Annotated in this window: 25 protein-coding genes and 1 tRNA gene; 25 read left to right on the top strand and 1 reads right to left on the bottom strand. The window is 35.6% G+C overall.

Annotation, left to right across the window (positions count from 1 at the left end; genetic code table 11):
* The first annotated feature begins 267 nt into the window (after positions 1-267).
* The 12 genes from hprK (at position 268) to J5Y03_RS16745 (ending at position 11566) form a co-directional block, all read left to right on the top strand.
* Positions 268-1203 carry an HPr(Ser) kinase/phosphatase gene (gene hprK, locus J5Y03_RS16800; RefSeq protein ID WP_209407161.1) on the top strand — a complete coding sequence of 312 codons (936 nt, stop codon included), beginning with the start codon at positions 268-270 and terminating at the stop codon, positions 1201-1203.
* A 28-nt stretch (positions 1204-1231) separates the two neighbouring features.
* Positions 1232-2044 (top strand): prolipoprotein diacylglyceryl transferase, encoded by an 813-nt coding sequence (lgt, locus tag J5Y03_RS16795; protein ID WP_245208937.1) that lies wholly within the window; start codon positions 1232-1234, stop codon positions 2042-2044.
* 61 nt (positions 2045-2105) lie between these two features.
* Positions 2106-3050 (top strand): nucleoside recognition domain-containing protein, encoded by a 945-nt coding sequence (locus J5Y03_RS16790; RefSeq protein WP_209407160.1) that lies wholly within the window; start codon positions 2106-2108, stop codon positions 3048-3050.
* Between the two features lie 24 nt (positions 3051-3074).
* Positions 3075-3722: a pyrophosphatase PpaX gene (ppaX, locus tag J5Y03_RS16785; RefSeq protein WP_209407159.1), complete on the top strand. Its 648-nt coding sequence runs from the start codon at positions 3075-3077 to the stop codon at positions 3720-3722.
* Positions 3719-4228: an acyltransferase gene (locus J5Y03_RS16780; protein WP_209407158.1), complete on the top strand. Its 510-nt coding sequence runs from the start codon at positions 3719-3721 to the stop codon at positions 4226-4228. The genes ppaX and J5Y03_RS16780 overlap by 4 nt, the downstream gene beginning before the upstream one ends.
* A 488-nt stretch (positions 4229-4716) precedes the next feature.
* On the top strand, positions 4717-6213 hold the full coding sequence (locus tag J5Y03_RS16775) for a tetratricopeptide repeat protein (RefSeq protein ID WP_209407157.1): 1497 nt from the start codon (positions 4717-4719) through the stop codon (positions 6211-6213).
* Between the two features lie 151 nt (positions 6214-6364).
* Positions 6365-7312 carry a thioredoxin-disulfide reductase gene (trxB, locus tag J5Y03_RS16770; protein WP_209407156.1) on the top strand — a complete coding sequence of 316 codons (948 nt, stop codon included), beginning with the start codon at positions 6365-6367 and terminating at the stop codon, positions 7310-7312.
* A 635-nt stretch (positions 7313-7947) separates the two neighbouring features.
* Positions 7948-8406, top strand: a complete 459-nt coding sequence (locus J5Y03_RS16765; protein WP_209407155.1) for an NUDIX hydrolase — start codon at positions 7948-7950, stop codon at positions 8404-8406.
* Positions 8407-8432: 26 nt separating this feature from the next.
* Complete coding sequence (rapZ, locus tag J5Y03_RS16760) at positions 8433-9317, top strand: RNase adapter RapZ (RefSeq protein WP_209407154.1); 885 nt, start codon at positions 8433-8435, stop codon at positions 9315-9317.
* The gene (locus J5Y03_RS16755; RefSeq protein WP_209407153.1) at positions 9317-10291 is read left to right on the top strand and encodes a gluconeogenesis factor YvcK family protein; all 975 of its coding nucleotides are present in this window, start codon (positions 9317-9319) and stop codon (positions 10289-10291) included. The genes rapZ and J5Y03_RS16755 overlap by 1 nt, the downstream gene beginning before the upstream one ends.
* 42 nt (positions 10292-10333) lie before the next feature.
* Entirely contained in the window at positions 10334-11284 is a 951-nt protein-coding gene (gene whiA / locus J5Y03_RS16750; protein WP_209407152.1) for a DNA-binding protein WhiA, read from the top strand.
* Positions 11285-11308: 24 nt separating this feature from the next.
* The gene (locus J5Y03_RS16745) at positions 11309-11566 is read left to right on the top strand and encodes an HPr family phosphocarrier protein (RefSeq protein WP_209407151.1); all 258 of its coding nucleotides are present in this window, start codon (positions 11309-11311) and stop codon (positions 11564-11566) included.
* A 51-nt stretch (positions 11567-11617) separates the two neighbouring features.
* Here J5Y03_RS16745 and clpP read toward each other — a convergent pair whose 3' ends face one another.
* The gene (gene clpP / locus J5Y03_RS16740) at positions 11618-12229 is read right to left on the bottom strand and encodes an ATP-dependent Clp endopeptidase proteolytic subunit ClpP (protein ID WP_322099598.1); all 612 of its coding nucleotides are present in this window, start codon (positions 12227-12229) and stop codon (positions 11618-11620) included.
* 590 nt (positions 12230-12819) lie between these two features.
* On the opposite strand from clpP, the gene J5Y03_RS16735 reads away from it, so the two are divergent.
* From J5Y03_RS16735 to eno, 13 genes are all read left to right on the top strand, one after another.
* Positions 12820-12892, top strand: a tRNA-Arg gene (locus J5Y03_RS16735).
* 308 nt (positions 12893-13200) lie between these two features.
* Positions 13201-13497, top strand: coding sequence for a DUF6509 family protein (locus tag J5Y03_RS16730; protein WP_209407149.1), 297 nt, complete (start codon positions 13201-13203; stop codon positions 13495-13497).
* Between the two features lie 473 nt (positions 13498-13970).
* Positions 13971-14294 (top strand): PTS lactose/cellobiose transporter subunit IIA, encoded by a 324-nt coding sequence (locus tag J5Y03_RS16725; protein ID WP_407648461.1) that lies wholly within the window; start codon positions 13971-13973, stop codon positions 14292-14294.
* A 207-nt stretch (positions 14295-14501) separates the two neighbouring features.
* Positions 14502-15836 carry a 6-phospho-beta-glucosidase gene (locus J5Y03_RS16720; protein ID WP_209407147.1) on the top strand — a complete coding sequence of 445 codons (1335 nt, stop codon included), beginning with the start codon at positions 14502-14504 and terminating at the stop codon, positions 15834-15836.
* A 47-nt stretch (positions 15837-15883) separates the two neighbouring features.
* Positions 15884-16603, top strand: coding sequence for a chitin disaccharide deacetylase (gene chbG / locus J5Y03_RS16715; protein ID WP_209407146.1), 720 nt, complete (start codon positions 15884-15886; stop codon positions 16601-16603).
* A 472-nt stretch (positions 16604-17075) separates the two neighbouring features.
* On the top strand, positions 17076-18383 hold the full coding sequence (gene rpoN, locus J5Y03_RS16710) for an RNA polymerase factor sigma-54 (protein ID WP_209407145.1): 1308 nt from the start codon (positions 17076-17078) through the stop codon (positions 18381-18383).
* A gap of 282 nt (positions 18384-18665) precedes the next feature.
* A complete protein-coding gene (locus tag J5Y03_RS16705) occupies positions 18666-18917 on the top strand; it encodes a glutaredoxin family protein (protein ID WP_209407144.1) in 252 nt (83 codons plus the stop codon).
* A 180-nt stretch (positions 18918-19097) separates the two neighbouring features.
* Positions 19098-20120, top strand: coding sequence for a sugar-binding transcriptional regulator (locus J5Y03_RS16700; protein ID WP_407648459.1), 1023 nt, complete (start codon positions 19098-19100; stop codon positions 20118-20120).
* A gap of 70 nt (positions 20121-20190) precedes the next feature.
* Positions 20191-21198, top strand: coding sequence for a type I glyceraldehyde-3-phosphate dehydrogenase (gene gap / locus J5Y03_RS16695; protein ID WP_209407142.1), 1008 nt, complete (start codon positions 20191-20193; stop codon positions 21196-21198).
* Positions 21199-21314: 116 nt separating this feature from the next.
* Positions 21315-22499, top strand: a complete 1185-nt coding sequence (locus J5Y03_RS16690) for a phosphoglycerate kinase (RefSeq protein WP_209407141.1) — start codon at positions 21315-21317, stop codon at positions 22497-22499.
* 47 nt (positions 22500-22546) lie between these two features.
* Complete coding sequence (gene tpiA, locus J5Y03_RS16685) at positions 22547-23302, top strand: triose-phosphate isomerase (RefSeq protein ID WP_209407140.1); 756 nt, start codon at positions 22547-22549, stop codon at positions 23300-23302.
* Positions 23302-24834 carry a 2,3-bisphosphoglycerate-independent phosphoglycerate mutase gene (gene gpmI, locus J5Y03_RS16680; protein WP_209407139.1) on the top strand — a complete coding sequence of 511 codons (1533 nt, stop codon included), beginning with the start codon at positions 23302-23304 and terminating at the stop codon, positions 24832-24834. Before tpiA ends, gpmI begins: the two co-directional genes overlap by 1 nt.
* 48 nt (positions 24835-24882) lie before the next feature.
* Positions 24883-26178: a phosphopyruvate hydratase gene (eno, locus tag J5Y03_RS16675; RefSeq protein WP_209407138.1), complete on the top strand. Its 1296-nt coding sequence runs from the start codon at positions 24883-24885 to the stop codon at positions 26176-26178.
* Positions 26179-26390: the final 212 nt, after the last annotated feature.

Genomic DNA, 26390 nt, shown 5'->3' with positions numbered 1-26390 from the left:
CATTTTTTCACCTTTAGTTTATTGTAGAAGCTTGTTATTTCATAGGGTATATTGTCTTCTTTTAAACATTAGAAAACTCAGTGAAATGGAACTATCATTCGTTAACTACCTGTTCATATTTTCATATGGACAATTGGAAAGATAAATAATTTTTAAGTTTAATAATGGTTTTTTTATTAATAATTTCTAAGGTTATACTGTATTTTTATCCACTGTTAAAAAGTGATACAATGATGAAAGATTTCATACATAAATAGGAGGTCAGTAATGGGAAAGGTAAGGACTAAAGATTTAGTGAAACACTTTAACTTTGAAGTTATAAGTGGAGCCGAGGGATTAACAAGAGCAATTCAAACACCTGATTTATCTAGACCAGGAATTGAAGTTGCAGGCTTTTTTACATATTATCCTAGTGATCGAGTACAGCTTTTAGGTAAAACAGAATTATCGTTTTTTGAAAGCCTAGAAGATGATGAGAAAAAAGAGCGTATGCAAAAGCTATGTATGGAAGAAACGCCATGCATTATTGTGACAAGAGGGCTTGAAGTGCCAAAAGAATTGATTGAGGCTGGTGAAGCTGCCAATGTACCTATTTTGCACTCATCTCATAAAACGACTAGAATTTATAGTAGATTAACGAACTATTTAGAAGAAAAGCTAGCCCCTACAACTGCTCTTCACGGTGTGCTTGTAGATGTTTATGGAGTGGGAGTATTAATTACAGGTAAAAGTGGAGTAGGGAAAAGTGAGACAGCACTTGAACTTGTAAAAAGAGGTCATCGTTTAGTAGCGGATGATTCTGTCGAAATTAGACAAACAGATGAGGATACATTAATTGGATCATCTCCAGAATTAATCGAGCATTTACTTGAAATACGTGGGCTTGGAATAATAAATGTAATGACATTATTTGGCGCAGGCGCAGTCAGAACATATAAGCATATAACGTTGAACATTGACCTTGAAATTTGGGAAGCAGGTAAGGTATATGATCGCGTGGGTCTAGATGAAGAAAAATTAAAAATTCTCGATTCACATATTACAAAAATTACTTTACCTGTTCGTCCAGGTAGAAACTTAGCCGTCATTATTGAAGTAGCAGCAATGAATTTCCGATTAAAACGAATGGGCATGAATGCTGCTCAACAATTTGCAGACCGCTTAGAAAAAGTCATTCAAGGTGGAAATAATCAGCTAGATTAATCTTTGAAATGAGCGAGGAGATCAGATTATGGAAAGTACAATTCATCCTTTGAGTAAGGTTTTTTTACAATTAGGTCCAATATCAATTAAATGGTATGGGGTACTAATTGGTATGGGCGTTATAATTGGATTATGGATGGCAGTACGTGAAGGAAAACGTCTTGGGATTCGTGAAGAAATATTCATGGATTTAATTCTTTATGCAGTGCCTATTGGGATTATTTGCGCACGAATCTATTATGTGTTGTTTAATTTAGACTTCTATACAAAGTATCCGAGTGAAATTCCTAAAATCTGGCATGGTGGATTAGCCATTCATGGTGGGTTAATTGGAGGAACAATTACAGGAATTATCTACGCTAGGAAAAAAGGATTATCATTCTGGAAACTTGCAGATATTGTAGCACCAAGTATTTTAGTTGGGCAAATGCTTGGTCGCTGGGGTAATTTCATGAATCAAGAGGCTTATGGTGGAGTAGTTAGCCGTTCTTTTTTAGAAAGTTTACATTTACCAAATTGGATTATTAATCAAATGTATATAAATGGTGCATATCACCACCCAACTTTTTTATATGAATCGATGTGGAGTTTATTAGGGATCATTGTGTTATTAAGTTTACGCAAAGTGAATATACGTCGTGGGGAATTATTTTTGACGTATTTAATCTGGTATTCGATTGGAAGATACTTTATTGAAGGTCTACGTACAGATAGTTTGATGCTAACTTCTACGATTCGAATGGCTCAGTTTATTTCAATTCTTATCATTATGGCTTCAATTATCATTTTGATTTATCGTAGAGTAACGGGTTTATCAAATAAAAGGTATTTAGATGCATAAAGGCATAAGGGATAAGGCTTAAGGGATTAGATATACAGGTTGAAAGGGTGGGAGCATCACTTTGAACTCTTTATTAGGTGGGTTACGTGTTGGTTTACAAACATCATGGCGATTAGGGAAAATTATTTTTCCTATTTCGCTTGTTTTAACACTTTTAAAAGATACAGTTGTTATGCAGTGGATTGTCAATTTGTTCGAACCACTCATGAAAGGCATTGGCTTACAAGGTGATGCGGCGTTACCTCTAGTGTTAGGTAACGTTTTAAATTTATATGCCGCTTTAGGTGCCATGCTGCCAATGGATTTAACTACAAAAGAAGCTTTGATTTTAGCTGTAATGCTTAGTTTTTCTCATAATCTATTTATCGAAACAAGTGTTGCAACTGCAGTTGGTGTGCGTGCGTCATTCGTTTTATTTGTACGTATTGGTTTTGCAATCTTATCTGCTTTTTTGATTTCTCATTTATGGACAGGTGGAAATGAGATTGTTCATCATGGCATTCATGTTGAAGTAGCTTCTTATCAAAGCATTTGGGGTTTAATTGGTAGTGCAATTTTGACATCGTTAAAAGGGATCTTACAACTAGTGAAGATCGTTTTCCCTTTAATGATTGTTATTCAATATGCAAAAGATTACGGCTTTATGGACTATGTAACGAAGGTTCTCTCGCCGTTTACAAAGTTACTTGGAGTAGAAGCCAAGGCAGGTGTTACTCTAGCTGCTGGTTTGTTTTTTGGATTAGCATTTGGTGCTGGAGTGATGATTCAAGCGGTAAAGGAAGATGGTGTATCAAAAAAAGATTTGTATTTAGTCTTTTTGTTTTTAGTTGCTTGTCACGCAGTAGTTGAAGATACACTTCTTTTTATTCCTTTAGGTATTCCTGTCTTGTATTTATTTTTAATACGTTTTTTCGTAGCATTTATTGTAACGGTTATTGTATCTAGAGTCTTGGGTAAAATAGGCAGTAAGAAGGTAGAAAGTACGTCTAGTTTTGATGTAAAGTAAGATTAGATCGAAAGGAAAATGAATATGAAAATCACAACAGTTCTTTTTGATTTAGATGGAACATTAATTAATACAAATGAATTAATTATTGAATCTTTTTTACACACCTTAAATAAATTTTATCCTGAAAAATATAAAAGAGAGGATATTCTTCCGTTTATGGGTCCACCTCTATCTGAATCTTTTTCAACAGTAGATATAGAGCGGATCAATGAATTAATTGAAGAATATCGAAAGTTTAATATTGCTCATCATGATGAATTTGTAGAAGAATTTGAAACTGTTTATGAAACGGTCGAAACTTTGAAAAAAGCAGGATTCAAGCTTGGGATTGTAACAACAAAAGCAAGGAATGTAGTAAATATGGGGATTGAATTTGGAAGATTAACTTCCTTTTTTGATGTAGTCGTTACAATTGATGATGTACAAAATGCAAAACCTCATCCAGAACCTCTACTACTTGCTTTAAAACAATTGCATTCAACACCCGAAGAAACTTTGATGGTTGGTGATAATCACCATGATATTGAAGGTGGTAAAAATGCTGGAACAAAAACGGCAGGTGTTGCTTGGACAGTAAAAGGTAGAGATTTCCTCGCTAAGTTTAATCCTGATTATATGTTGGAAACAATGAGTGATTTATTACCGATAGTAGGATTGAAGGAATTGTGAGAAAAACAAAACGGTTTCATGTAGAAGGATCAAATTCTCTTTGGCAGCTCTACCATACGATATCGTTTTGGAAGGCGTTACGAAATGTTGTAGTCATTGAGCTCGCTAGATATGTCCCTTTTTTTCAGTGGAAACTATGGTTATATCGGAAAATTTTGGGGATGAAGATAGGAGATTACACTGCTTTTGCTTTTAAAGTGACTCCAGATCTTCTGTTTCCTGAATTAATCTCAATCGGAGAGAATACGATTATAGGGTATAATACAACCATTTTAACTCATGAATATTTAATTGATGAGTACCGTTTAGGAGAAGTGAAATTAGGAAACAATGTGCTGATTGGCGCAAATACGACAATTCTACCAGGTGTAAGCATTGGAGACGGCGCAAAAGTTTCAGCTGCAACTTTGGTTCACCGGGATGTTCCTGCTGGCGCATTTGTCGGTGGAAATCCGATGACAGTCATCTCCCTACCACAACAAGAAACTACAAAGAGAGATTCGTAATTATTTTAGAGGAATGAATGTTGTTCATTTGAAGAATAGAATTATGTCAGGCTCACAGTACTCGTGAGCTTTTGTTTTGGTGGAAAAAGGACTCGTTAGTGTTATGCTCTAATGTCTGTCGGAGATAACCAAGGCGCTTCCGCTTTTCGTGATGTCTAGCTCCAGCAACCATCTCCTCGGTCGTTTCACAAATACAAAATGAAGTGAAAGTGCACACTTCCTTTTGTATTTGCTCCAACGCCTTTCGGAGATAAGCAGGTTGCTTCCGCTTTTCGAGTTGTCTAGCTACATGAACTAGCTCTTCGGTCGTTTCGCAAAAACCAAATGAAGGGAAAGAACACCCTTCCTTTGGTTTTCGCTCCAACGCCTTTCAGAGCTAAGCGAGTTCACTCCGCTTTTCGTTTTAATAAATTCTTAAAATTTGAACGACATCATTTACTCATTATTTGTGTTATACTGTTGTATTATGCTACAAACTGGAGGGGCGAATGTCTGAAAATTTGGGTAATCAAAAACAACCTTTAAAAAATGTTGTCTCGTTTTCGTTGCCGAAAGATTATTTCTTTGAAAAAGGGATGAAGGCGTTTCAGAAAAATGAAACAGATCAGGCTGTGTATTATTTAAAAAAAGCAGCTGAAGATGAAGAAAATCCTACTGTCCTTGTTGAGATTGCTAGAAAACTTTTAGCATTAAATCAATACCAAATGGGCATTACAATATTAGAATATACGTTAGATAAGCAACCTGCGAATGAAGATGTTTATTATTTACTTGCATACGCATTTTTTGAATTAGGTTTATTTCAAAAGGCAAATATCTATGCACAAAAATATATGGATATTGGTACAGATGAAGACCAGTTAGAAGAACTTGAGGATTATTTAGATGTTATCCAAAGTGAAGAGGATGACGATTTAAGTATTAACGATGAACTTCTTGTCCTTCAAGAGCGAGTAACAAACTGTTTAGCCAATCATGATTGGAAGTCTGCGAAAAGTACACTTTTAACGATTGTAGACCGTTATCAGGATTTTTGGCCAGCATACAACAATTTAGCTCTTGTTGAATTACATTTAGATAACCATGAAGAAGCAATCAGAGTACTATATTACGTTCTAGAGCATAATCCTGGTAATTTATCTGCATTAATTCATTTGACGATGCTTAAAAGATTAATTGGTCAAGAGAAAGAAGCATTTGAACAATTAGTCTCTTTTGAGAATATTGTTCCGATTTCAGAGGAACATCGACATAAACTTGGTGTTTTATTCTATCAGTTTCAGCAGCATGAACAAGCCTTTCGTTTGTTCCATTTACTTTATTTAGAAAGACCTCAACGTGAGATGCAGTTCTATTATATGTATTGTGACGCTGCTTATCGTTGTGGAAGACAAGAATATGCTGAAAAAGTTTGGAACTATGAAATAGGAAATTCGGTAGAAGATGGTGAGCAATATCCTTGGAGTGAAAAAAAACACACAACTTCTGAAATAGAGAATTTGATGACAGATACTGAGTTTCAATCACAATTTGCAAAAACAAATAGTGAACGTTGGGGACTTATTTATTTCATGAAAGAATACTACTATCTTCAAAAGTTCATATCTGTTTTAGAGGATTTACCTGAACTTGATCTAATAGGTATTGATGCAGACTTAGAGCAAGTACTTCTTCAAAATGTATGTTATATGGAGCCACATCCTTCTATTCAAATTGTATTGAATGGAGCAAAAACGATTCAAGCAATGTGGGATGAAGAGTACGTTAACTTACGTGACCATTTACAATTATGGTTTTATTCTGTATGTGAGTTAACTGTTAAGTACAATGAGCTTCCTATTGATGAAAAAGTATTATTAGCTGCTACTCATTATCTAACAGTAAAAAAAGATCAAAATGTATCTCAAAAAGAAATTGCAGCAAACTATAAAATATCAACTTACCTATTAAAAAAGGGTATAGACCTTATTAAAAATATTTTTTAGATGTTGTAGCATTCTTTAAAAATGCTATTCAGTTTAGAAAATGTAAAATCAATGAGCAAACTAATGGACGTTCCACAATAAAAAGTATTACCATAGGGGTATCAAAATGAACTAATGGATGACGATCCTAATTGCAAGGAGTGGAATAGGGATGGAAGAAAAAATTTATGATGTGATTATTATTGGTGCAGGACCAGCTGGTATGACAGCTGCAGTTTATACTTCACGTGCAAATCTTTCAACACTTATGATTGAACGTGGTGTTCCGGGTGGCCAGATGGCGAACACTGAGGATATTGAAAACTATCCTGGATATGAAAGTATTTTAGGGCCTGATCTTTCAAATAAAATGTTCGAACACTCGAAGAAATTTGGAGCTGAATATGCATACGGAGACATTAAGGAAATCATTGATGGCCGTGAGTATAAAACAGTTGTTGCAGGTAAAAAAGAATATAAAGCACGTGCTATTATCATTGCAACAGGTGCTGAGTATAAAAAAGTTGGAGTTCCTGGTGAACAAGAACTAGGTGGAAGAGGCGTATCTTATTGTGCTGTTTGTGACGGTGCGTTCTTCAAAAATAAAGAACTAGTTGTTATTGGTGGAGGAGATTCTGCTGTAGAAGAAGGTGTATACTTAACGCGTTTTGCTTCTAAAGTAACAATCGTTCATCGTCGTGATAAATTACGTGCTCAAAAGATATTACAAGATCGCGCATTTGCGAACGAAAAAATTTCATTCATTTGGAATACAACGATTAAAGAAATTAAGGGTACTGACGGAAAAGTTAGTAGTGTAACATTGACAAACGTAGAAACAGGAGAAGAAATAAATTACCCAACTGATGGCGTGTTTGTTTACGTTGGTATGTTACCTTTAACAAAACCTTTTGCTGGATTAGGTATTACAAATGTTACAGGATACATTGAAACGGATGATTTAATGGCTACAAAAGTGCCTGGTATCTTTGCAGCAGGTGACGTTCGTGAAAAAACATTACGTCAAGTTGTAACAGCAACAGGTGATGGAAGTATTGCAGCTCAAGCAGCTCAACATTTTGTTGAGGAACTTAAAGAAGAGCTTGCAAACGTAAAATAATTCTAAGTTTGGTTAGAATTTAAATGAAATTGTAATATTCAGAAATTTATCTGTAAATTAGGCGTAACTCTCTTGAAACATTCATACAGTATGATAAGTAATAAGAGAGCCCCCTAATGTATTGATTTGAAAGCATGGACTATGCGCTTGTCCATGCTTCTTTTTTTTTATATTGAGACTCTCAAATAATATTCTTATGTAGAAAGAGAATACAACAATATTGTTTAACATTAAGACAATATTTTAAGTGGTAATTTAATTTGTTCCTTTTTTTTCTTGGCCCTGTTCTAAAAGATTGTTGTTATTACAAAGATTAAAGCAAACAGTTGATTAAGTAGTTGATTAGAGCGGAAGGTGCGAGACTCCTGTGGGAGCAGCGGGACAGGCGAGACCCCGCAGGAGCGATAGCGACGAGGAGGCTCACCGCACGCCCCACGGAAAGCGAGCAACCTGGAGCGGAAATCAACTTGTCGCTTTGCTAAAAAGCAACAAAGTTTAAGAAAACAGCTTTATTTTTAGAATATTTTCCAGCCATTGTCGATAAGGGGTAAGGCGCTTACACTTTCCATAGAATAGGTTTAACTGTATAATGTAGAATGGGTAGTTCCAACTAGACGAAGAAAAGGAGGAAATTTATGCAAAGAGTAACAAACTGTATATTGGTGAGAAATCACGAAATTCTCCTTTTGCAAAAACCTCGAAGAAACTGGTGGGTTGCCCCAGGTGGAAAAATGGAGCCTGGTGAAAATATACGAGAAGCAGTTGTCAGAGAATATAGAGAAGAAACAGGTGTGTATTTAAAAAACCCGAAGTTAAAAGGCGTTTTTACGATTATGATAGAAGAAAATGAAAAAATCATAGATGAATGGATGATGTTTTCTTTTTTAGCTACTGAATTTGATGGTGTGAATAATGATGTATGTGAGGAAGGAATTATTCGTTGGCATAATCAGGATGAGATAACATCGTTACCAATGGCAGAAGGCGATTATCATATCATTGATTACGTTTTAAAAGGGAAAGACATACTCCATGGTACGTTTGTATATACTCCTGAATTTAAGCTAATACGTTATCGTTTAATTCCAAGTTAAGAATTTGATGAAGGGGCTGAGAATCTATGGCAAATAAAACTAATGTACACATGGTTATTATTACTGGAATGTCTGGTGCGGGGAAAACCGTTGTTGTTCAAGCGTTAGAAGATATTGGCTATTTTTGTGTTGATAATCTTCCACCAGCATTATTACCAAAATTTGTAGAACTATTAAAAGATTCAAGTCATCATTCAATGGATAAGGTTGCCCTAGTAATGGATTTACGGGGAAGAGAGTTCTTTGACCAATTAGGTGAATCTCTCGACCAATTGATGACGACGCCATCGATTACTCCTCAAATTTTATTCTTAGATGCAAAAGATTCAACACTTGTCACAAGGTACAAAGAAACTCGTCGTTCTCATCCACTTTCTCCAGGTGGTTCACCTTTAAAAGGAATTCAGTTAGAACGCGCACTTCTTTCAGTTGCTAAAGGACGTGCACAATTAATCTTTGATACTTCTGATTTAAAACCTAAAGTTTTACGTGAAAAAATAATAAAGCAATTTAGACAAAACGAGCATGAAGGGTTTACAGTGAATGTTGAATCATTTGGATTTAAATATGGAGTGCCGATTGATGCTGACTTAGTATTTGATGTACGCTTTTTACCAAATCCTTTTTATATCGAAACAATGAGGCCATTAACGGGCTTGGATAATGAAGTTTCTTCATATGTACTCCAATTCAGTGAGACAACAGAGTTTTTAACAAAGTTAATTGATTTAATTGCTTTTATGCTTCCTCACTATAAGCGAGAAGGTAAGCGGCAATTGGTCATTGCAATAGGCTGTACTGGTGGACAACATCGATCTGTCACCTTAGCTGAATATATTGCAAATTACTTTAAGGACCAATATGAAACCATTGTAAATCACCGTGACGTTGAGAAGAGGAGCCATAAGTAATGACGAAAAGAAAACCACGTATCGTCATCGTTGGAGGAGGAACTGGCCTTTCGGTGTTAATTAGAGGATTGAAAAAATATCCTGTTGATATAATAGCAATCGTAACAGTTGCTGATGATGGGGGAAGCTCAGGTAGACTACGTGATGAGTTGAAAATTCCACCACCTGGTGATGTAAGAAACGTATTGGCTGCGTTGTCGGATGTTGAACCAATCTTAGAAGAATTATTTCAACATCGCTTTGCGACAAAAGGAGACTTATCAGGACATGCGCTTGGTAATTTAATGTTAAGTGCCATGACTTCAATAACTGGTGATTTTTTTCATGCAATTACTGAAATGAGTAAAGTTTTAAATGTCCGTGGACGTGTAATTCCTGCTGCGAATCAGAGTGTAGTTTTAAAAGCAGAATTAGAGGATGAGACAATTGTTGCAGGTGAATCAAAAATACCTTATTCGGGTAAAAAGATTAAGAGAGTCTTTTTATCTCCCGAAAACGTAGAACCGTTAAACGATGCACTTGTAGAAATTGATCGTGCTGATTTAATTGTACTTGGACCGGGAAGTTTATATACAAGTATCCTACCAAACTTACTTGTTCCAAAAATTGGGCAAGCGATTGTATCATCAAGAGCAAAAAAAGTTTACATTTGTAATGTGATGACGCAAGCCGGTGAAACGTTAGATTATACTGCAACTGATCACATAAACGCATTATATTCCCATATGAATGCACAATTTATTAATACGATTATTATTAATGAAGGTAACATACCTAATCATATATTAAAGCGATATAGTGAAGAATTAGCACAACAAGTAAAATATGATGAACAAGAATTAGAAAATAAAGGATTACAAGTAGTATGTGAACCAATTGTACTATATGAAAATGATGTTATCAGGCACGACACAAGAAAATTAGCAAAAATACTTTATAAATTAATTCCAGATAATTCGAGGGAAAAGATCTAAATTTTACGGTCCCCCCGTTTGGAATATGAAAGGGGGGATTTGATGTCCTTTGCATCTGAGACAAAAAAAGAGTTAACGACAATTGACATTAAACCTTGCTGTGCAAGAGCTGAGTTATCCGCACTAATTCGAATGAATGGTTCGATTTCATTTTCAAATCGCCAATTAATCATTGATGTTGTAACGGAGAATGCAGCAATAGCAAGAAGAATATATGTTTTAATTAAACGTGTATTTGATGTAAATGTCGAATTACTAGTCCGTAAAAAAATGAGACTGAAAAAAAATAATGTGTATATCGTACGATTAAAAGAACAATCGAAAGAAATTCTAGAAAGCCTTTATATTACAGGTGAAGGCTTTACTTTTACAAATGAAATTGCACCTCAGCTAATTGAAAAAAAATGTTGTAAACGTTCGTACTTACGAGGAGCTTTTTTAGCAGGTGGTTCAGTTAATAACCCAGAAACCTCTTCCTATCATTTAGAGATCTTTTCATTTTATAAAGAGCATACAGAATCAATTTGTAACTTAATGAATACGTTTAATTTAAACGCTAAAACCCTTGAAAGACGAAAAGGGTATATTACGTATTTAAAGGAAGCCGAAAAGATTACAGAGCTGTTAAATATTATTGGTGCTCATTCAGCGCTTCTACGATTTGAGGACGTACGAATTGTCAGAGACATGAGAAATAGTGTGAACAGATTAGTTAACTGTGAAACGGCAAATTTAAATAAGACAATAAGCGCTGCATTCCGCCAAATCGAAAACATTCGTTACATTCAGAGTACAGTTGGTCTAGAAATTCTTCCTCCAAAATTAAGAGAAATCGCCGAACTAAGAGTAGAGTATGAGGATGTAACATTAAAGGAGCTTGGAGAAATGGTATCAAGTGGTGCCATTAGTAAATCAGGAATTAACCATCGTTTACGTAAAATAGATGAAATTGCTGATAAGCTTCGTGGTGGGGAATCGTTTAAAGTAAAATAATAAATGGATGTGGGAGAGAAGAAAATGAAAAAGGTAACAGAGATTGTCAAATTAGCAACAGGTATACAAGCACGACCTGCTGCGCAGTTTGTACAAATTGCGACTCGTTTTGGATCTGAAGTCTTGCTTGAATATAAAGGAAGAGAAGTTAATGCGAAAAGCATTATGGGAATCATGAGTCTTGCCGTGCCTTCTGGTGAAGAAGTAACTATTACGACAAGTGGTTCAGATGAAGAAGAAGCGATGGATCAAATTTTACAATTTATTGGCAGTGAAGAATAAAAAGAGGTGTTCCAAATAGTGCTAAGCACTTAGGAACACCTTGTTTTTATATTATTTAGCTGTTGAACTAGTAATAACTTTGTCGATTAAGCCATACTCAAGAGCTTTTTCAGCAGTCATGAAGTTATCACGCTCTGTATCGCGTTCGATTGTTTCTAAAGGTTGGCCAGTACGTTCTGAAAGAATGCCATTTAATTTATCACGTAAGAAAAGAATACGTTTAGCAGCAATTTCAATTTCAGTTGCTTGACCTTGAGCTCCACCAAGAGGTTGGTGAATCATTACCTCAGCGTTCGGAAGAGCAAAACGTTTTCCTTTTTCACCAGCTGCTAATAAGAATGCTCCCATTGATGCAGCCATACCAATACAGATTGTAGAAACCTGTGGCTTAATATATTGCATTGTATCATAAATAGCCATACCTGCAGTAATGCTACCACCAGGGCTGTTTATGTAAATTGAAATGTCTTTTTCAGGATCTTCAGCAGCTAGGAATAAAAGCTGTGAAACGATAGAGTTAGCAACATTATCATCAATTGCACTACCTAACATGATAATGCGGTCTTTTAATAGACGTGAGTAGATGTCATAAGCGCGTTCCCCACGATTTGTTTGTTCGATAACTGTAGGAATTAAATTCATTTTTTTCTCCTCCTTAGGAATAAAATGATTGATTAACCTAATAATACATTTAAGGTCAATAAAGGTCAAATAAAAGAATTGCTAAAATCAATGTATTCTTAAACATTTAAAAAGTTGCTACTTCTATTATATAAAGACTATAAAAGTAACGATATTATATACTATAAATACTTCAATATCATTAACGAAATTTCCTATTTTTAAACTGAAATATTTTTGTTTATTCATTGAAAAATGGTGCGTAAGGTTGGAATTTTATTTGAACAATTAGAAATCGTTGCAGTGCTGACTGACAAAGGCTATAATAACTACATACGTTTAAGAATACTATAGTATATGCGCTCGTAGCTCAGTGGATAGAGCGCGATCGAATAAGCTACTAAGAAATAGCATCAGCACACTAGCCGAGCTGCTACTTGAAAGAGCAATCTGAGGCTAGGGTGATAACTCAATATCCTATATTTTTAATAATATGCGCTCGTAGCTCAGTGGATAGAGCGCGAACGAATAAGCTTCAAAGCAAAGCATCAGCACACTAGCCGAGCAGCTACTTGAAAAAGCAACCTGAGGCTAGGGTGATAAACTCAATAAACTTTATTTAATAATAATATGCGCTCGTAGCTCAGCGGATAGAGCGATGGTTTCCGGTACCACAGGTCGGGGGTTCAAGTCCTCTCGAGCGCGCTAATTAAAAATCTCTTTACTTGTATTTGTACAAGTAAAGAGATTTTTTTATGTTTACTGCTAAAAGGTAATTAATGGCGAAATAAATATTGGTATTGTATATGTACAATGTAATTGATATAATAAATTTTGCGATGAGCTAATTTGTGTAAGTCGAGGGATAAGCGGAAAGGCTAAACGCGCGAATGTGGTCGCCCGGTCTCTCGCCTCAAAACGCATCAAGACGTCTACTGCGGTAGGCGTCTTTTCTTTTTTTCGAATAAAACAGTATAATAATGGGGAAATTTAACAAAAAGGAAGGTAATACTATGTTTTCGATAAAAGAATTTACAGTTGAACAAATCATTGATCCATTTGGTATTTTAGAAGGTGAACGTTACGAGTTTATTCTATTTTTAGATGTTGAGGAAGATGATGAGCTTTTCCACGAAAATGGTGTATACATAAAAGCGTTATATGTAGTAAAAGGTGATCAGTCTTCTCTAATCAAGTATGACTTATTTGAAGGTGAAACGAATAATTATCTTGATTTTGAATTGGAAGAAGAAGAAGAGAAATTAGTTAGTGATTTTTGTAGTAGTCATTTAGTGAATGATGAAGAGTAATTATAACTTAAAGAGTATTGAATAATATTTTTCATCTATTTTTATTTGAGACTATAAATTAATAAGACGATCGATAAAACCTTGTCAATGCAAGGTTTTTTTATTTTGGCCATTTTCTAAAAGATTGTTTTTTTAAAGATTTTATTATAGGAAATTGTAGATTATGAAGTTGATTGGAGCAGAAGGTGCGAAGACTCCTGTAGGAATAGCGGGTAGGTGAGACCTAGCAGGAGCGATAGCGACGAGGAGGCTCACAGCCCTCCCCGCGGAAAGCGAGCAACCTGGAGCGAAAATCAACTTAACGCAATCTTAAATAACAACAAAGTTTATGAAAACAGTCTTTATCTATCAATTTTATTAAATAGTGCTAGACAATCTCTTTATTGAATATGTTTAGTAGTGTACTCAGCTCTAAAAAAGTCTACTAATTGAAAAATGGTACAAGCTACATTATTTGAAGGGAGAAATAAATGATGGCTTCTGATCAATCAATTGAACAAATTGCTTTTAAATTAATTTTATATGCAGGAAATGCGAAAAGTTCGTTAATGGAAGCAATGTACTTGGCAAGAGAAGGAAGTTTTAAGGAAGCGCGTGAAAAAATAGCTGTAGCAAAAGGTGAATTAAGTAAAGCGCATCTTGCTCAAACATCTCTGATTCAAAGTGAAGCTCGAGGCGAAAAGTCATCGTTATCTATCCTACTAGTTCATTCCCAAGATCATTTAATGAATGCGATGCTAATGAGAGATTTAGTTGAAGAGATTATTTTCTTACATGAGAAAATAAAAAATACTTAATTCTTTGAAGAGGCGCTATACCCTCGTTTTAACAAATTATTAATGATGTGGGTATACAAAACTTTTCTTTTTGTTAATTGAATCATTTATAAATGAAGTGACTAGTGCGCCTAGTCACTTTTCTTTATAAATATCATGTATAGAATGCAGAGTTCACAAGTAAAATGAATTAAAAGTTTAGAAATAAAGAAAAAGGAGTTGGGGAAGTTGAGTAAAGGACTCAAAATAGCAACAATTGGTGGTGGTTCCAGTTATACTCCAGAATTAGTAGAAGGCTTTATAAAACGTTACGAAGAGTTACCAGTACGTGAGCTGTGGTTAGTAGATATAGAAGAAGGGCGGGAAAAGCTCGAGATTGTCGGTGATTTGGCAAAGAGGATGGTTGAAAAAGCTGGTGTACCAATGAAAATTCACCTAACGTTTGACCGTCGTGAAGCTTTAAAAAAAGCAGACTTCGTTACAACTCAATTTCGCGTTGGCCTATTAGAAGCACGTATGAAGGATGAGCGCATTCCTTTGAAATATGGTGTGATAGGTCAAGAAACAAATGGTCCAGGTGGATTATTTAAAGCATTGCGTACGATCCCCGTAATTCTAGATATCGTAAAAGATATTGAAGAACTATGCCCAAATGCTTGGTTAGTAAACTTCACAAACCCAACAGGTATCTTAACAGAGGCAATTCTCCGCTATACAAATTTCCGCAAAGTAGTTGGTTTATGTAATGTCCCTATTCACATTCATATGATTATTGCAAAAAGCTTAGGTGTTGAACCAGAGCGTGTACATGTTGATTTTATGGGCTTAAATCATATGGTTTATGGCACAAAAGTATTACTTGATGGTGTTGATGTAACAGATCAAGTAGTGAAAGAATTTGCTCGTCCAACTAAGTCTATGACAATGAAAAATATTAAAGGAATGGATTGGAGTCCAGAATTTATTGAAGCATTAGGTATTATACCGTGCCCTTATCATAGATATTATTACAAAACAAAAGAAATGTTTGAAGAAGAATTAGCTTCAGCTAAGAAAGAAGGAACTCGTGCAGAGGTCGTTAAAAAATTAGAGACTGAATTATTCGAGCTTTACAAAGATCCGAATCTTGCAATTAAACCACCACAATTAGAAAAACGTGGAGGCGCTTACTATAGTGAAGCAGCATGTCGTTTAATTTCTTCACTTTATAACAATAAAGGAGACATTCAGCCAGTAAATACTATGAACACCGGTGCAATTGCATCAATTCCGAGTGACAGTGCAGTTGAAGTTAGTGCGGTCATTACAAAAGATGGTCCGAAACCAATTACAATGGGAGATTTACCAATAGCTGTGCGCGGATTAGTTCAACAAATAAAATCATTTGAAAGAGTAGCGGCAGAAGCGGGTGTAACAGGTGATTACAACACTGCTTTGTTGGCAATGTGCATTAATCCATTAATAGGATCGGATAAACTAGCGAAAGAAATATTAGATGAAATGCTAGAAGCACATAGAGAGCATTTACCACAATTCTTTAAAAAAGAATCAGTTACAAATTAATAGGATTGTATTGCAAGCAAAGTGTGGAATGTGGAGGATGAATCTGAATGGTAAAATTAATTGTAAACGCAGATGATTTCGGGTATTCAAAAGGTGTGAATTATGGTATTTTAGAGGCTCATTTAAATGGTATTGTTAATTCTACAACTATGATGATGAATATGAACGGTGTCGAGCATGCAGTAGAAATTGCGAAGTATACCCCTACATTAGGAGTTGGCATCCATCTTGTTTTAACAACTGGAAGGCCACTTTGCAGTGACTTAACTACAATAGTAGATGTGGAAGGGGATTTTCATAAACCTCCATTTTGGTTAAATCAACCGAATGTGAATATAGAGGAGGTTGAAAGAGAGTGGGATAGACAAATTCAGCGATTTTTATCTTTTGGACTGAAACCTACTCACTTAGACAGTCACCATCATATCCATATGTTACCGATCGTACAGCCGATTATTAGTAAACTATCACAAAAGTACAATTTGCCAGTACGGATTTCTCAAAACGAAAAGCTTGAAGGTGTAGTTCCTTTTACAGATATACTATTACACGATTTCTATGGTGAACATTTACCTATAGATTATTTTACAAGACTATCAGATCGAGTAAGTGGAGATGTTTTAGTTGAAGTAATGGTACACCCGGCATATGTTGATACGGTACTTAAGAATGGTTCTTCATATTGTGAACAGAGATTAAAAGAATTAGATATACTAACCAACTCAGATTTGCCAGACGGATTTGTTTTAGTTGAATATGGTTCCTAAAAATGTGTAATTAATTTTTTATTATTTTAAAAGAATAGTAAATACTTGAAGATATGTACGGGTTACCCATTTTAAATATTGGCTCGGATAAAGGAAACGGTTGATAAGAAGTTGATTGGAGCGGAAGGTGCGAGACTCCTGTGGGAACAGCGGGACAGGTGAGACCCCACAGGAGCGATAGCGACGAGGAGGCTCACCGCACGCCCCACGGAAAGAGAGCAACCTGGAGCGGAAATCAACTTAACGTATTCTTAAGTAAAAACAAAGTATACGAAAACAGCCTTCTCAAAAACAATAAGAATTTTTTTAATAAACTTCAAAAAATTGGTTCTTTCTATATGTACTAGATTACCTGTATTATATAGTTAAAAAGTTTTGATAACTAAATTTGTAATCGTTTTCATTTGGTAAAATAGATTTAATAGGTTTAATGTTAACTATCTAGTAAAATAGATGTGAGGGAGTGAAAAAAATGGATTTACAACTGACACAACAACAAACATTAAAGTTGGCGATGACACAGGAGCTGCGACAAGCGATTACAATGCTCCAGTTTAACGCTCAAGAATTAACAGAATTTTTATACGAGCAAACTCTAGAAAATCCACTTGTTGAAATCGAAACTCCTCATACAGATTGGAATCAAATAAAAACAACTAAAATACAAAATGAAAATACAAAACAAGGAATTGATCTTTATTCTAGAAAGGCAATCTCACTTCAGGATGATCTATTAAGTCAATTACAGGAAATGAAGCTAGATAAGTCTGAGCATCGTATTGTTAAATACTTAATCCTTAATCTAGATAAAAATGGTTTTTTAATTGGAGCAGATGATGAATTAGCCAGTGAGCTAAGTGTCACTCAAGAGGATTTAAATAATGGATTACAATTGTTGCAATCGTTTGAGCCTGATGGAATTGGGGCAAGAACAGTTCAAGAATGCTTAATTATTCAATTGAAAAGATTATCAAAACCAACTCAGGTTGCCGAAATGATAATAGAAGATTATTTTGATTTATTTGTTAATAAAAATTGGAAAGAAATGGCCAAGAAATTAAAGGTTTCATTGCCAGAATTGCAAAGCGAAATTGACTTGATTTTGACATTACAACCTCGTCCGGGGCTAAATTATGAGCAAGACGAAGTGAATTATGTAGCGCCTGACTTATATGTTGAGCGAATTGGTGATGAATTCGTTGTGTCACTAAATGATAAAATATTACCTCGTTTGAAGCTGTTGAATGATTACGAAGACTATATGGCCAAAGGAAATAAAAGTGAAGTATCTTCTTATTTGAAAGAAAAAAATCAACAAGTTGGTTGGTTAATGAAAAGTCTAGAAGAAAGAAAGTCAACAATGATCGAAGTGATGAATTTCATTGTTAACAAACAACGTACATTTTTTGAAAAAGGGTCAGCACATCTAAGAACATTAACACTTCGAGAGGCAGCTGAAGAATTAGACATTCATGAATCAACTGTCAGTCGTACTTGTAAAAATAAATTTGTTCAAACTCCTTTTGGATTATTTGAAATGAAGAACTTTTTTAGTCAAGGTGTTGTAACTGGAAATGATGAAGACATTTCCTCAACAAGTGTTCAAGTATTTATTCGTGAATTAGTGAATAAAGAAAATAAAGAAAAACCACTTTCAGACCAAAAAATTGTAGAACTACTTGGAGAAGAACACGGAATTGAAATTTCAAGAAGAACAGTTGCTAAATATAGAGATATTTTAAGAATACCAAGTTCTTCCAAAAGAAAACGATTTGGATAATATTTTAAATAGATATTAAAAGCTCTTACTTAAAGATTGTTGCTATTAGTTTTTGTAACTTTAAAGAAAGAAGTTGATTGGAACGGAAGGATGCCCGGGCTTCTGTGGGAAATGCGTGAAAGCTGAGACCCCACAGGAGCGTATGCGACGAGGAGGCTCAGCTCACGCCCCTAGGAAAGCGAGCATCCTGGAGTGGAGATCAACTTATCGCATTTTTAAATAACATCAAAGGATTTGAAAAGAACTATTCTTAAAAATATAGATCTAGAAAGGCAAAGAAAAATGACAGTCAATATTACACTTTATACAAAAGAAAAATGTGGTCTATGTACAGAAGCAAAAGAGCTGCTAGAAGAAATAAGCAAAGAATATAATATTCAAATAAACGAAATTGATATCTACTCAGATGACGAACTTCTTGAAGAATATCAATTAATGATTCCAGTTATAGATGTAGAAAGAGAACGAGTTGGATTTGGTAAAATTTCCAAATTGGACATAATTTCTGTGATAAATGGGCACCTAAACTATTGAAAGATTTAAAAATCCCTGTTACAATGATTGCGTACTAGGGATTCTTTTTTTCTAGTAAAAAATTCTTAAAAAAATCACAACTAAATGAAGTTGTATATTTTTTTAGGACAAGTGGGACATAATATGTCACACTGGGACGTTTTGTGTCCCGGACATTTCTTCATGAAAGAGGAATTGAATTTGAACGACTTGATTAAGCTTCAACACAAATTGTTACCTGATTTAATCCCAGTTATTCAAAAACGTTTTCGTATCCTGCAATACATACGAATAATGCAACCAATCGGACGAAGAAACCTGTCAACGAGCGTTGGAATAACTGAAAGAGTACTTCGATCAGAAGTATCTTTGCTAAAAGAGCAACATTTAATCAATGTGAATGCTTCTGGGATGAGTTTAACAGATGAAGGCTTAGACCTACTTCAGAAACTAGAGCAACCAATGAGAGAACTATTTGGTCTCAAAACGATGGAAGAACAATTAAAGGAACAATTCAACTTGAAAGAGGTTGTGGTTGTTTCAGGCGATACCGATGAGTTTTCATGGGTGAAGAAAGAAATAGGTCGTGCAACAGTGTCGTGTATAAATGACTTGCTGCAAGCAAATAATATTGTTGCCGTTACTGGCGGTTCGACGTTAGCTGCCGTAGCTGAAATGATGAATGCCGACTCTAAAGAACTAATGCCATTATTTGTTCCTGCAAGAGGTGGGCTCGGAGAAGATGTAGGGAACCAAGCTAATACAATTTGTGCAAAAATGGCTGAAAGAGCAAAAGGGAACTATCGTTTACTTCATATGCCAGATCAATTAAGTAAAGAAGCATACAGTACGATGATGGAAGAACCTTATGTAAAGGAAGTTCTAAACTTAATTCGTTCGTCTTCAATCGTTGTTCATGGTATTGGTGAAGCATTTACGATGGCTAAGCGACGTAAGACATCAGAAAGTAATTTAGAAAAGCTTAAAGAAGGAAATGCAGTAGGTGAGGCATTTGGTTATTACTTCGATGAAGAAGGCGAAGTTGTCCATCGTGTTAGGACAATTGGACTTCAATTAGAAGAGTTAAATGGTATTCCTTATATTCTTTCCGTAGCTGGTGGCTCTTCTAAAGCAAAAGCAATTCGATCTTTCTTAAAAGAAGGACATTCAACGATTCTAATTACTGATGAAGGTGCAGCAAAAGAGTTAATTAAAGGGATATAAACCTTTAGAAATAATAGAAAATAGAAATTTAATGATAAATCTTTACCGATTTATAAGGAGGAAATTAACAATGTCAGTTAAAGTAGCAATTAATGGATTTGGTCGTATTGGACGTTTAGCGTTCCGTAGAATGTTAGAAGTAGAAGGTATGGAAGTTGTAGCAATCAATGACCTTACTGATACTAAAATGTTAGCTCACTTATTAAAATATGATACAACTCAAGGACGTTTCAACGGTGAAGTTGAAGTTCATGAAGGTTATTTCTTAGTAAACGGTAAAGAAGTTAAAACTTTCGCTGAACGTAACCCGGGGGATCTTAAATGGGGCGATTTAGGTATCGATATCGTTTTAGAATGTACTGGTTTCTTTACATCTAAAGAAAAAGCAGAATTACACTTACAAGCAGGAGCTAAAAAAGTTGTAATTTCAGCACCAGCTACTGGCGAAATGAAAACCGTAGTATTCAATACTAACCATGATATTTTAGATGGTACTGAAACAGTTATCTCTGGTGCTTCTTGTACTACAAACTGTTTAGCACCAATGGCTAAAGTATTAAATGATAAATTTGGTATCGTTGAAGGTTTAATGACAACAATCCACGCTTACACAGGTGACCAAAATACTTTAGATGCTCCGCATGCGAAAGGTGATTTCCGTCGTGCTCGTGCAGCTGCTGAAAACATCGTTCCTAACACTACTGGTGCTGCTAAAGCAATCGGTCTTGTTATCCCTGAATTACAAGGTAAATTAGACGGTGCAGCTCAACGTGTTCCAGTTGCAACTGGTTCTTTAACTGAACTTGTAACAGTTCTTGAAAAAGAAGTTTCTGTTGATGAAATCAATGCAGCTATGAAAGAAGCAGCAAACGAATCTTTCGGATACACTGAAGATCAACTTGTTTCTTCTGATATCATTGGTATCACTTACGGTTCATTATTTGATGCTACTCAAACAAAAGTTATCTCTGTTGGTGGCAAACAATTAGTGAAAACTGTTTCTTGGTATGATAATGAAATGAGTTACACTGCTCAATTAATCAGAACAGTAAAACATTTTGCTCAACTAGTAAAGTAATCAAAAATAATATATTATAAATTGGGTAGATTAATCTCTATCGAATGAAAGATGGCGGAAACAGTAAAGTTTCCGCTTCTTTTTCAAGTGTATTTTACTAATGGAGGGCTTCTTAAATGAATAAGAAAAGTATTCGTGATATCGAAGTAAAAGGAAAACGCGTTTTTTGTCGTGTTGACTTTAACGTACCAATGAAAAACGGAAGCATTACTGACGAAACTAGAATTCGTGCTGCAATACCAACAATTCAATATTTAATTGAAAAAGGTGCAAAAGTTATTTTAGCTTCTCACTTAGGTCGTCCAAAAGGCCAAGTAAACGAAGATATGCGTTTAACAGCTGTAGCAGCACGTCTTGGTGAATTACTAGGTAAAGACGTAAAGAAAACTGATGAAGCATATGGTGAAGCTGTAAAATCAGAAGTTGCTAAAATGAACGAAGGCGATGTTTTAGTTCTTGAAAACGTACGTTTCTATCCTGGTGAAGAAAAGAACGATCCTGAGTTAGCGAAAGAATTTGCTGATTTAGCTGATGTTTTTGTAAATGATGCTTTTGGTGCTGCACACCGTGCACATGCTTCAACAGCTGGTATTGCAAAATACATCCCAGCAGTTTCAGGATTATTAATGGAAAAAGAATTAGATGTTTTAGGAAAAGCTTTATCAAATCCTGAACGCCCATTCACTGCTATTATCGGTGGAGCGAAAGTTAAAGATAAAATCGGTGTAATTGATAATCTACTAGAAAAAGTAGATAATTTAATTATCGGTGGCGGTCTTGCTTATACGTTTGTTAAAGCATTAGGACACGAAATTGGTAAATCTTTACTTGAAGAAGATAAAATTGATTTAGCAAAATCATTCATGGATAAAGCAAAAGAAAAAGGCGTTAAATTCTACATGCCAATTGATGCAGTAATTGCAGATGAGTTTGGTGAAAATGCAAATAGTAAAGTTGTTGATATTGATGCAATTCCTGCTGATTGGGAAGGTCTTGATATCGGACCAAAAACTGCAGAGCTTTATGCAGATGTAATTAAAAACTCTAAACTTGTTATTTGGAACGGACCAATGGGTGTATTCGAAATTGATAAGTTTGCAAATGGTACAAAAGCTGTTGCTCAAGCATTAGCTGATTCAAAAGATACATATTCAATCATCGGTGGTGGAGACTCTGCTGCAGCTGCTGAGAAATTTGGTTTAGCTGATCAAATGAGTCATATTTCTACTGGTGGCGGTGCGTCATTAGAGTTTATGGAAGGTAAAGTACTTCCTGGAGTAGATGTATTAAACGATAAATAAGCTGGATTTTGATATCCACTTCATTATTTTAAAGGATGGTGCTTTACATGCGTAAGCCGATTATTGCTGGTAACTGGAAAATGCATAAAACACTTTCTGAAGCTGTTTCTTTCGTTGAAGAAGTAAAAGGAAAAATTCCTGCAAACAATTTAGTAGATGCAGTAGTTGTTTCTCCTGCTTTATTCTTAGAACGTCTTGTTGCAGCTACAGAAGGTACTGATCTTCAAGTTGGTGCACAAAACATGCACTTTGAAAAACAAGGAGCATTCACTGGTGAAATTTCTCCAGTAGCACTTGCTGACTTAAAAGTGAAATACGTAGTGTTAGGACACTCTGAACGCAGAGAAATGTTCGCTGAAACTGATGAAACAGTTAACAAAAAAACGTTAGCTGCTTTTGAAAATGGTTTAACTCCAATTGTATGTTGTGGTGAAACATTAGAAGAGCGTGAAAGTGGAAAAACAAACGAGCTTGTAGGAAATCAAGTGAAAAAAGCATTAGCTGGATTAACTGACGAGCAAGTAAAACAAACTGTTATTGCTTATGAGCCAATTTGGGCAATCGGAACAGGAAAATCATCATCTTCTGCAGATGCAAACGAAGTATGTGCACACATTCGTACAGTTGTAAAAGAACAATTCTCTGAAGATGTTGCAAATGCTGTTCGTATTCAATATGGCGGTAGTGTTAAACCGGAAAATATTAAAGAATACATGGCACAAACTGATATCGATGGCGCTTTAGTTGGTGGAGCAAGCTTAGAGCCAGCTTCATTCTTAGCGTTATTGGAGGCTGTAAAGTAATGAGTAAAAAACCAGTAGCTTTGATTATCCTTGATGGCTTTGGCTGTCGTGAAGAAACGTTTGGTAATGCAGTAGCACAAGCGAAAAAGCCTAACTTTGACCGTTATTGGAACAAGTATCCACATGCTCATTTAACTGCAAGTGGTGAGGCTGTAGGTCTTCCAGAAGGTCAGATGGGTAATTCAGAGGTTGGACACTTAAATATTGGTGCAGGGCGTATTGTGTACCAAAGCTTAACTCGCGTAAACAAAGCAATTCGTGAAGGCGAGTTTGAAAAGAATGAAACAATCGTTGATGGAATAAGAAGTGCAAAAGAAAAAGGAAAAGCACTTCACATCTTTGGATTATTATCTGATGGTGGAATCCATAGTCACATCAACCATATGTTTGCTCTATTAAAATTAGCAGCAGAAGAGGGACTTGAGAAAGTTTATGTTCATTCATTCCTTGATGGACGTGACGTTCCTCCAACATCTGCTAAACAATACATTGATCAAACGGAAGAGAAATTTAAAGAATATGGCGTTGGAAAGTTTGCAACAATTTCTGGACGTTACTACTCAATGGACCGTGACAAACGTTGGGATCGCGTTGAAAAATGCTACCGGGCGATGGTTTATGGAGAGGGCCCTACATATAAAAATGCCACTGAAGTAGTAGAAGATTCTTATACAAATGGAATCCATGATGAGTTCGTTCTACCTTCAGTAATTACTGGTGAAGATGGCAAACCAGTTGCTACGGTTCAATCAGACGATACAGTTATTTTCTACAACTTCCGTCCTGACCGTGCAATCCAAATCTCGAATGTTTTCACAAATGAAGACTTCCGTGATTTTGATCGTGGTAGTGAGTTCCCTAAAAATCTTCACTTTGTGTGCTTAACACACTTTAGTGAAACAGTTAAAGGATATGTTGCGTTTAAACCAACAAACCTAGATAATACACTTGGGGAAGTTCTATCTCAAAACAATTTAAAACAATTACGTATCGCTGAAACTGAGAAGTATCCACACGTAACATTCTTCTTCAGTGGTGGACGTGAAGCGCAATTCCCTGGTGAGGAACGCATTTTAATTAACTCACCAAAAGTAGCAACTTATGACTTAAAGCCTGAAATGAGTGCTTATGAAGTAAAAGATGCTCTTGTAAAAGAGATTGCTGCTGATAAACACGACGTAATTATTTTAAACTTTGCAAACCCTGATATGGTTGGACACTCTGGTAAACTAGAACCAACTATTAAAGCGATTGAAGCTGTGGATGAGTGTCTTGGAGAAGTAGTAGACGCAATTCTAGCAAAAAATGGTGAAGTTATTATTACTGCTGATCATGGGAATGCTGATGAAGAAATTACTCCAGAAGGTCAACCAATGACAGCTCATACGACTAACCCAGTTCCTGTTATTGTAACAAGAGAGGGAGCCCAGCTTCGTCAAGATGGAATCCTAGGAGACCTTTCTCCAACTATTCTTAATCTTCTTGGTGTACAACAACCAAAAGAAATGACTGGTAAAACCCTTATTAAATAATAAGGTTTCTTATAACTTAAAATTTATTGTTAAAAGGAGAGATTTCCTATGTCAATGATCGTTGATATTTATGCTCGCGAAGTATTAGATTCTCGTGGTAACCCAACGGTAGAAGTAGAAGTTTATACAGAAGATGGCGGTTTCGGTCGCGCATTAGTACCATCTGGTGCTTCAACTGGTGAATATGAAGCAGTTGAATTACGTGATGGTGACAAATCACGTTACCTTGGAAAAGGTGTTGAAAAAGCAGTAGCTAACGTAAACGATGTTCTTGCTGAAGAAATCATCGGTTATGAAGTAACTGATCAAGTTGCAATTGACCGTCGTATGATTGAAGTAGATGGTACAGAAAACAAAGGTAAATTAGGTGCTAACGCAATCCTTGGTGTTTCTTTAGCAGTAGCTCGTGCAGCAGCTGACGAATTAGGATTACCTTTATACCAATACTTAGGTGGATTTAACTCTAAACAACTTCCAGTTCCAATGATGAACATAATCAATGGTGGATCTCATGCTGATAACAACGTAGACTTCCAAGAGTTTATGATCTTACCAGTAGGTGCTCCAAACTTTAAAGAAGCAATCCGTATGGGTACTGAAGTATTCCATAACTTAAAAGCAGTATTACACTCTAAAGGCTTAAACACTGCAGTAGGTGACGAAGGTGGATTCGCTCCAAACCTTGGTTCTAACCGTGAAGCATTAGAAGTAATCTTAGAAGCAATTGAAAAAGCTGGTTACAAAGCTGGAGAAGAAATCTTCTTAGGTATGGACGTAGCTTCTTCTGAATTCTACAACAAAGAAACTGGTAAATACGATCTTGCAGGTGAAGGACGCACTGGCTTATCTTCACAAGAAATGGTTGATTTCTACGAGCAACTTTGCAACGATTTCCCAATTCTTTCAATTGAAGATGGTTTAGACGAAAATGACTGGGATGGTCACAAATTATTAACTGAACGCTTAGGCGGAAAAGTTCAATTAGTAGGTGACGACTTATTCGTTACAAACACTAAAAAGTTAGCTGAAGGTATCGAAAAAGGTATCGCTAACTCAATCCTTATCAAAGTTAACCAAATCGGTACATTAACTGAAACATTTGATGCAATCGAAATGGCTAAACGCGCTGGTTACACTGCAGTAGTTTCTCACCGTTCTGGTGAAACTGAAGACAGCACAATCGCTGACATCGCAGTAGCAACAAACGCTGGTCAAATCAAAACTGGTTCTGCTTCTCGTACAGACCGTATCGCTAAATACAACCAATTACTACGTATTGAAGACGAGTTAGGCGAAAGCGCAGTATACCAAGGATTAAAATCTTTCTACAACTTAAAGAAATAATAAACAAGTGTATCAACCATAAAACATTATAGACAATGAAACATAAAACATTATAGACACTGAAAAAGAGAAGGGCCATCAACCTTCTCTTTTTTATGTGCGCCCAGCATGTGCATAATCTATAGGGTGTAAGTCCCGAGCCATGAAGGCAGTAGTAGTGGTTAGCTTAAGACAAGGGTGTCTGTGGTGACGCAGAATCTGAAGGAAGTCGG

The organism is Gottfriedia endophytica, assembly GCF_017814275.1.
Classification (GTDB): domain Bacteria; phylum Bacillota; class Bacilli; order Bacillales; family Bacillaceae_G; genus Gottfriedia; species Gottfriedia endophytica.
The sequence above is the reverse complement of the archived record's forward strand: the minus strand, read 5'-3'. Positions and strand labels throughout refer to the sequence as shown.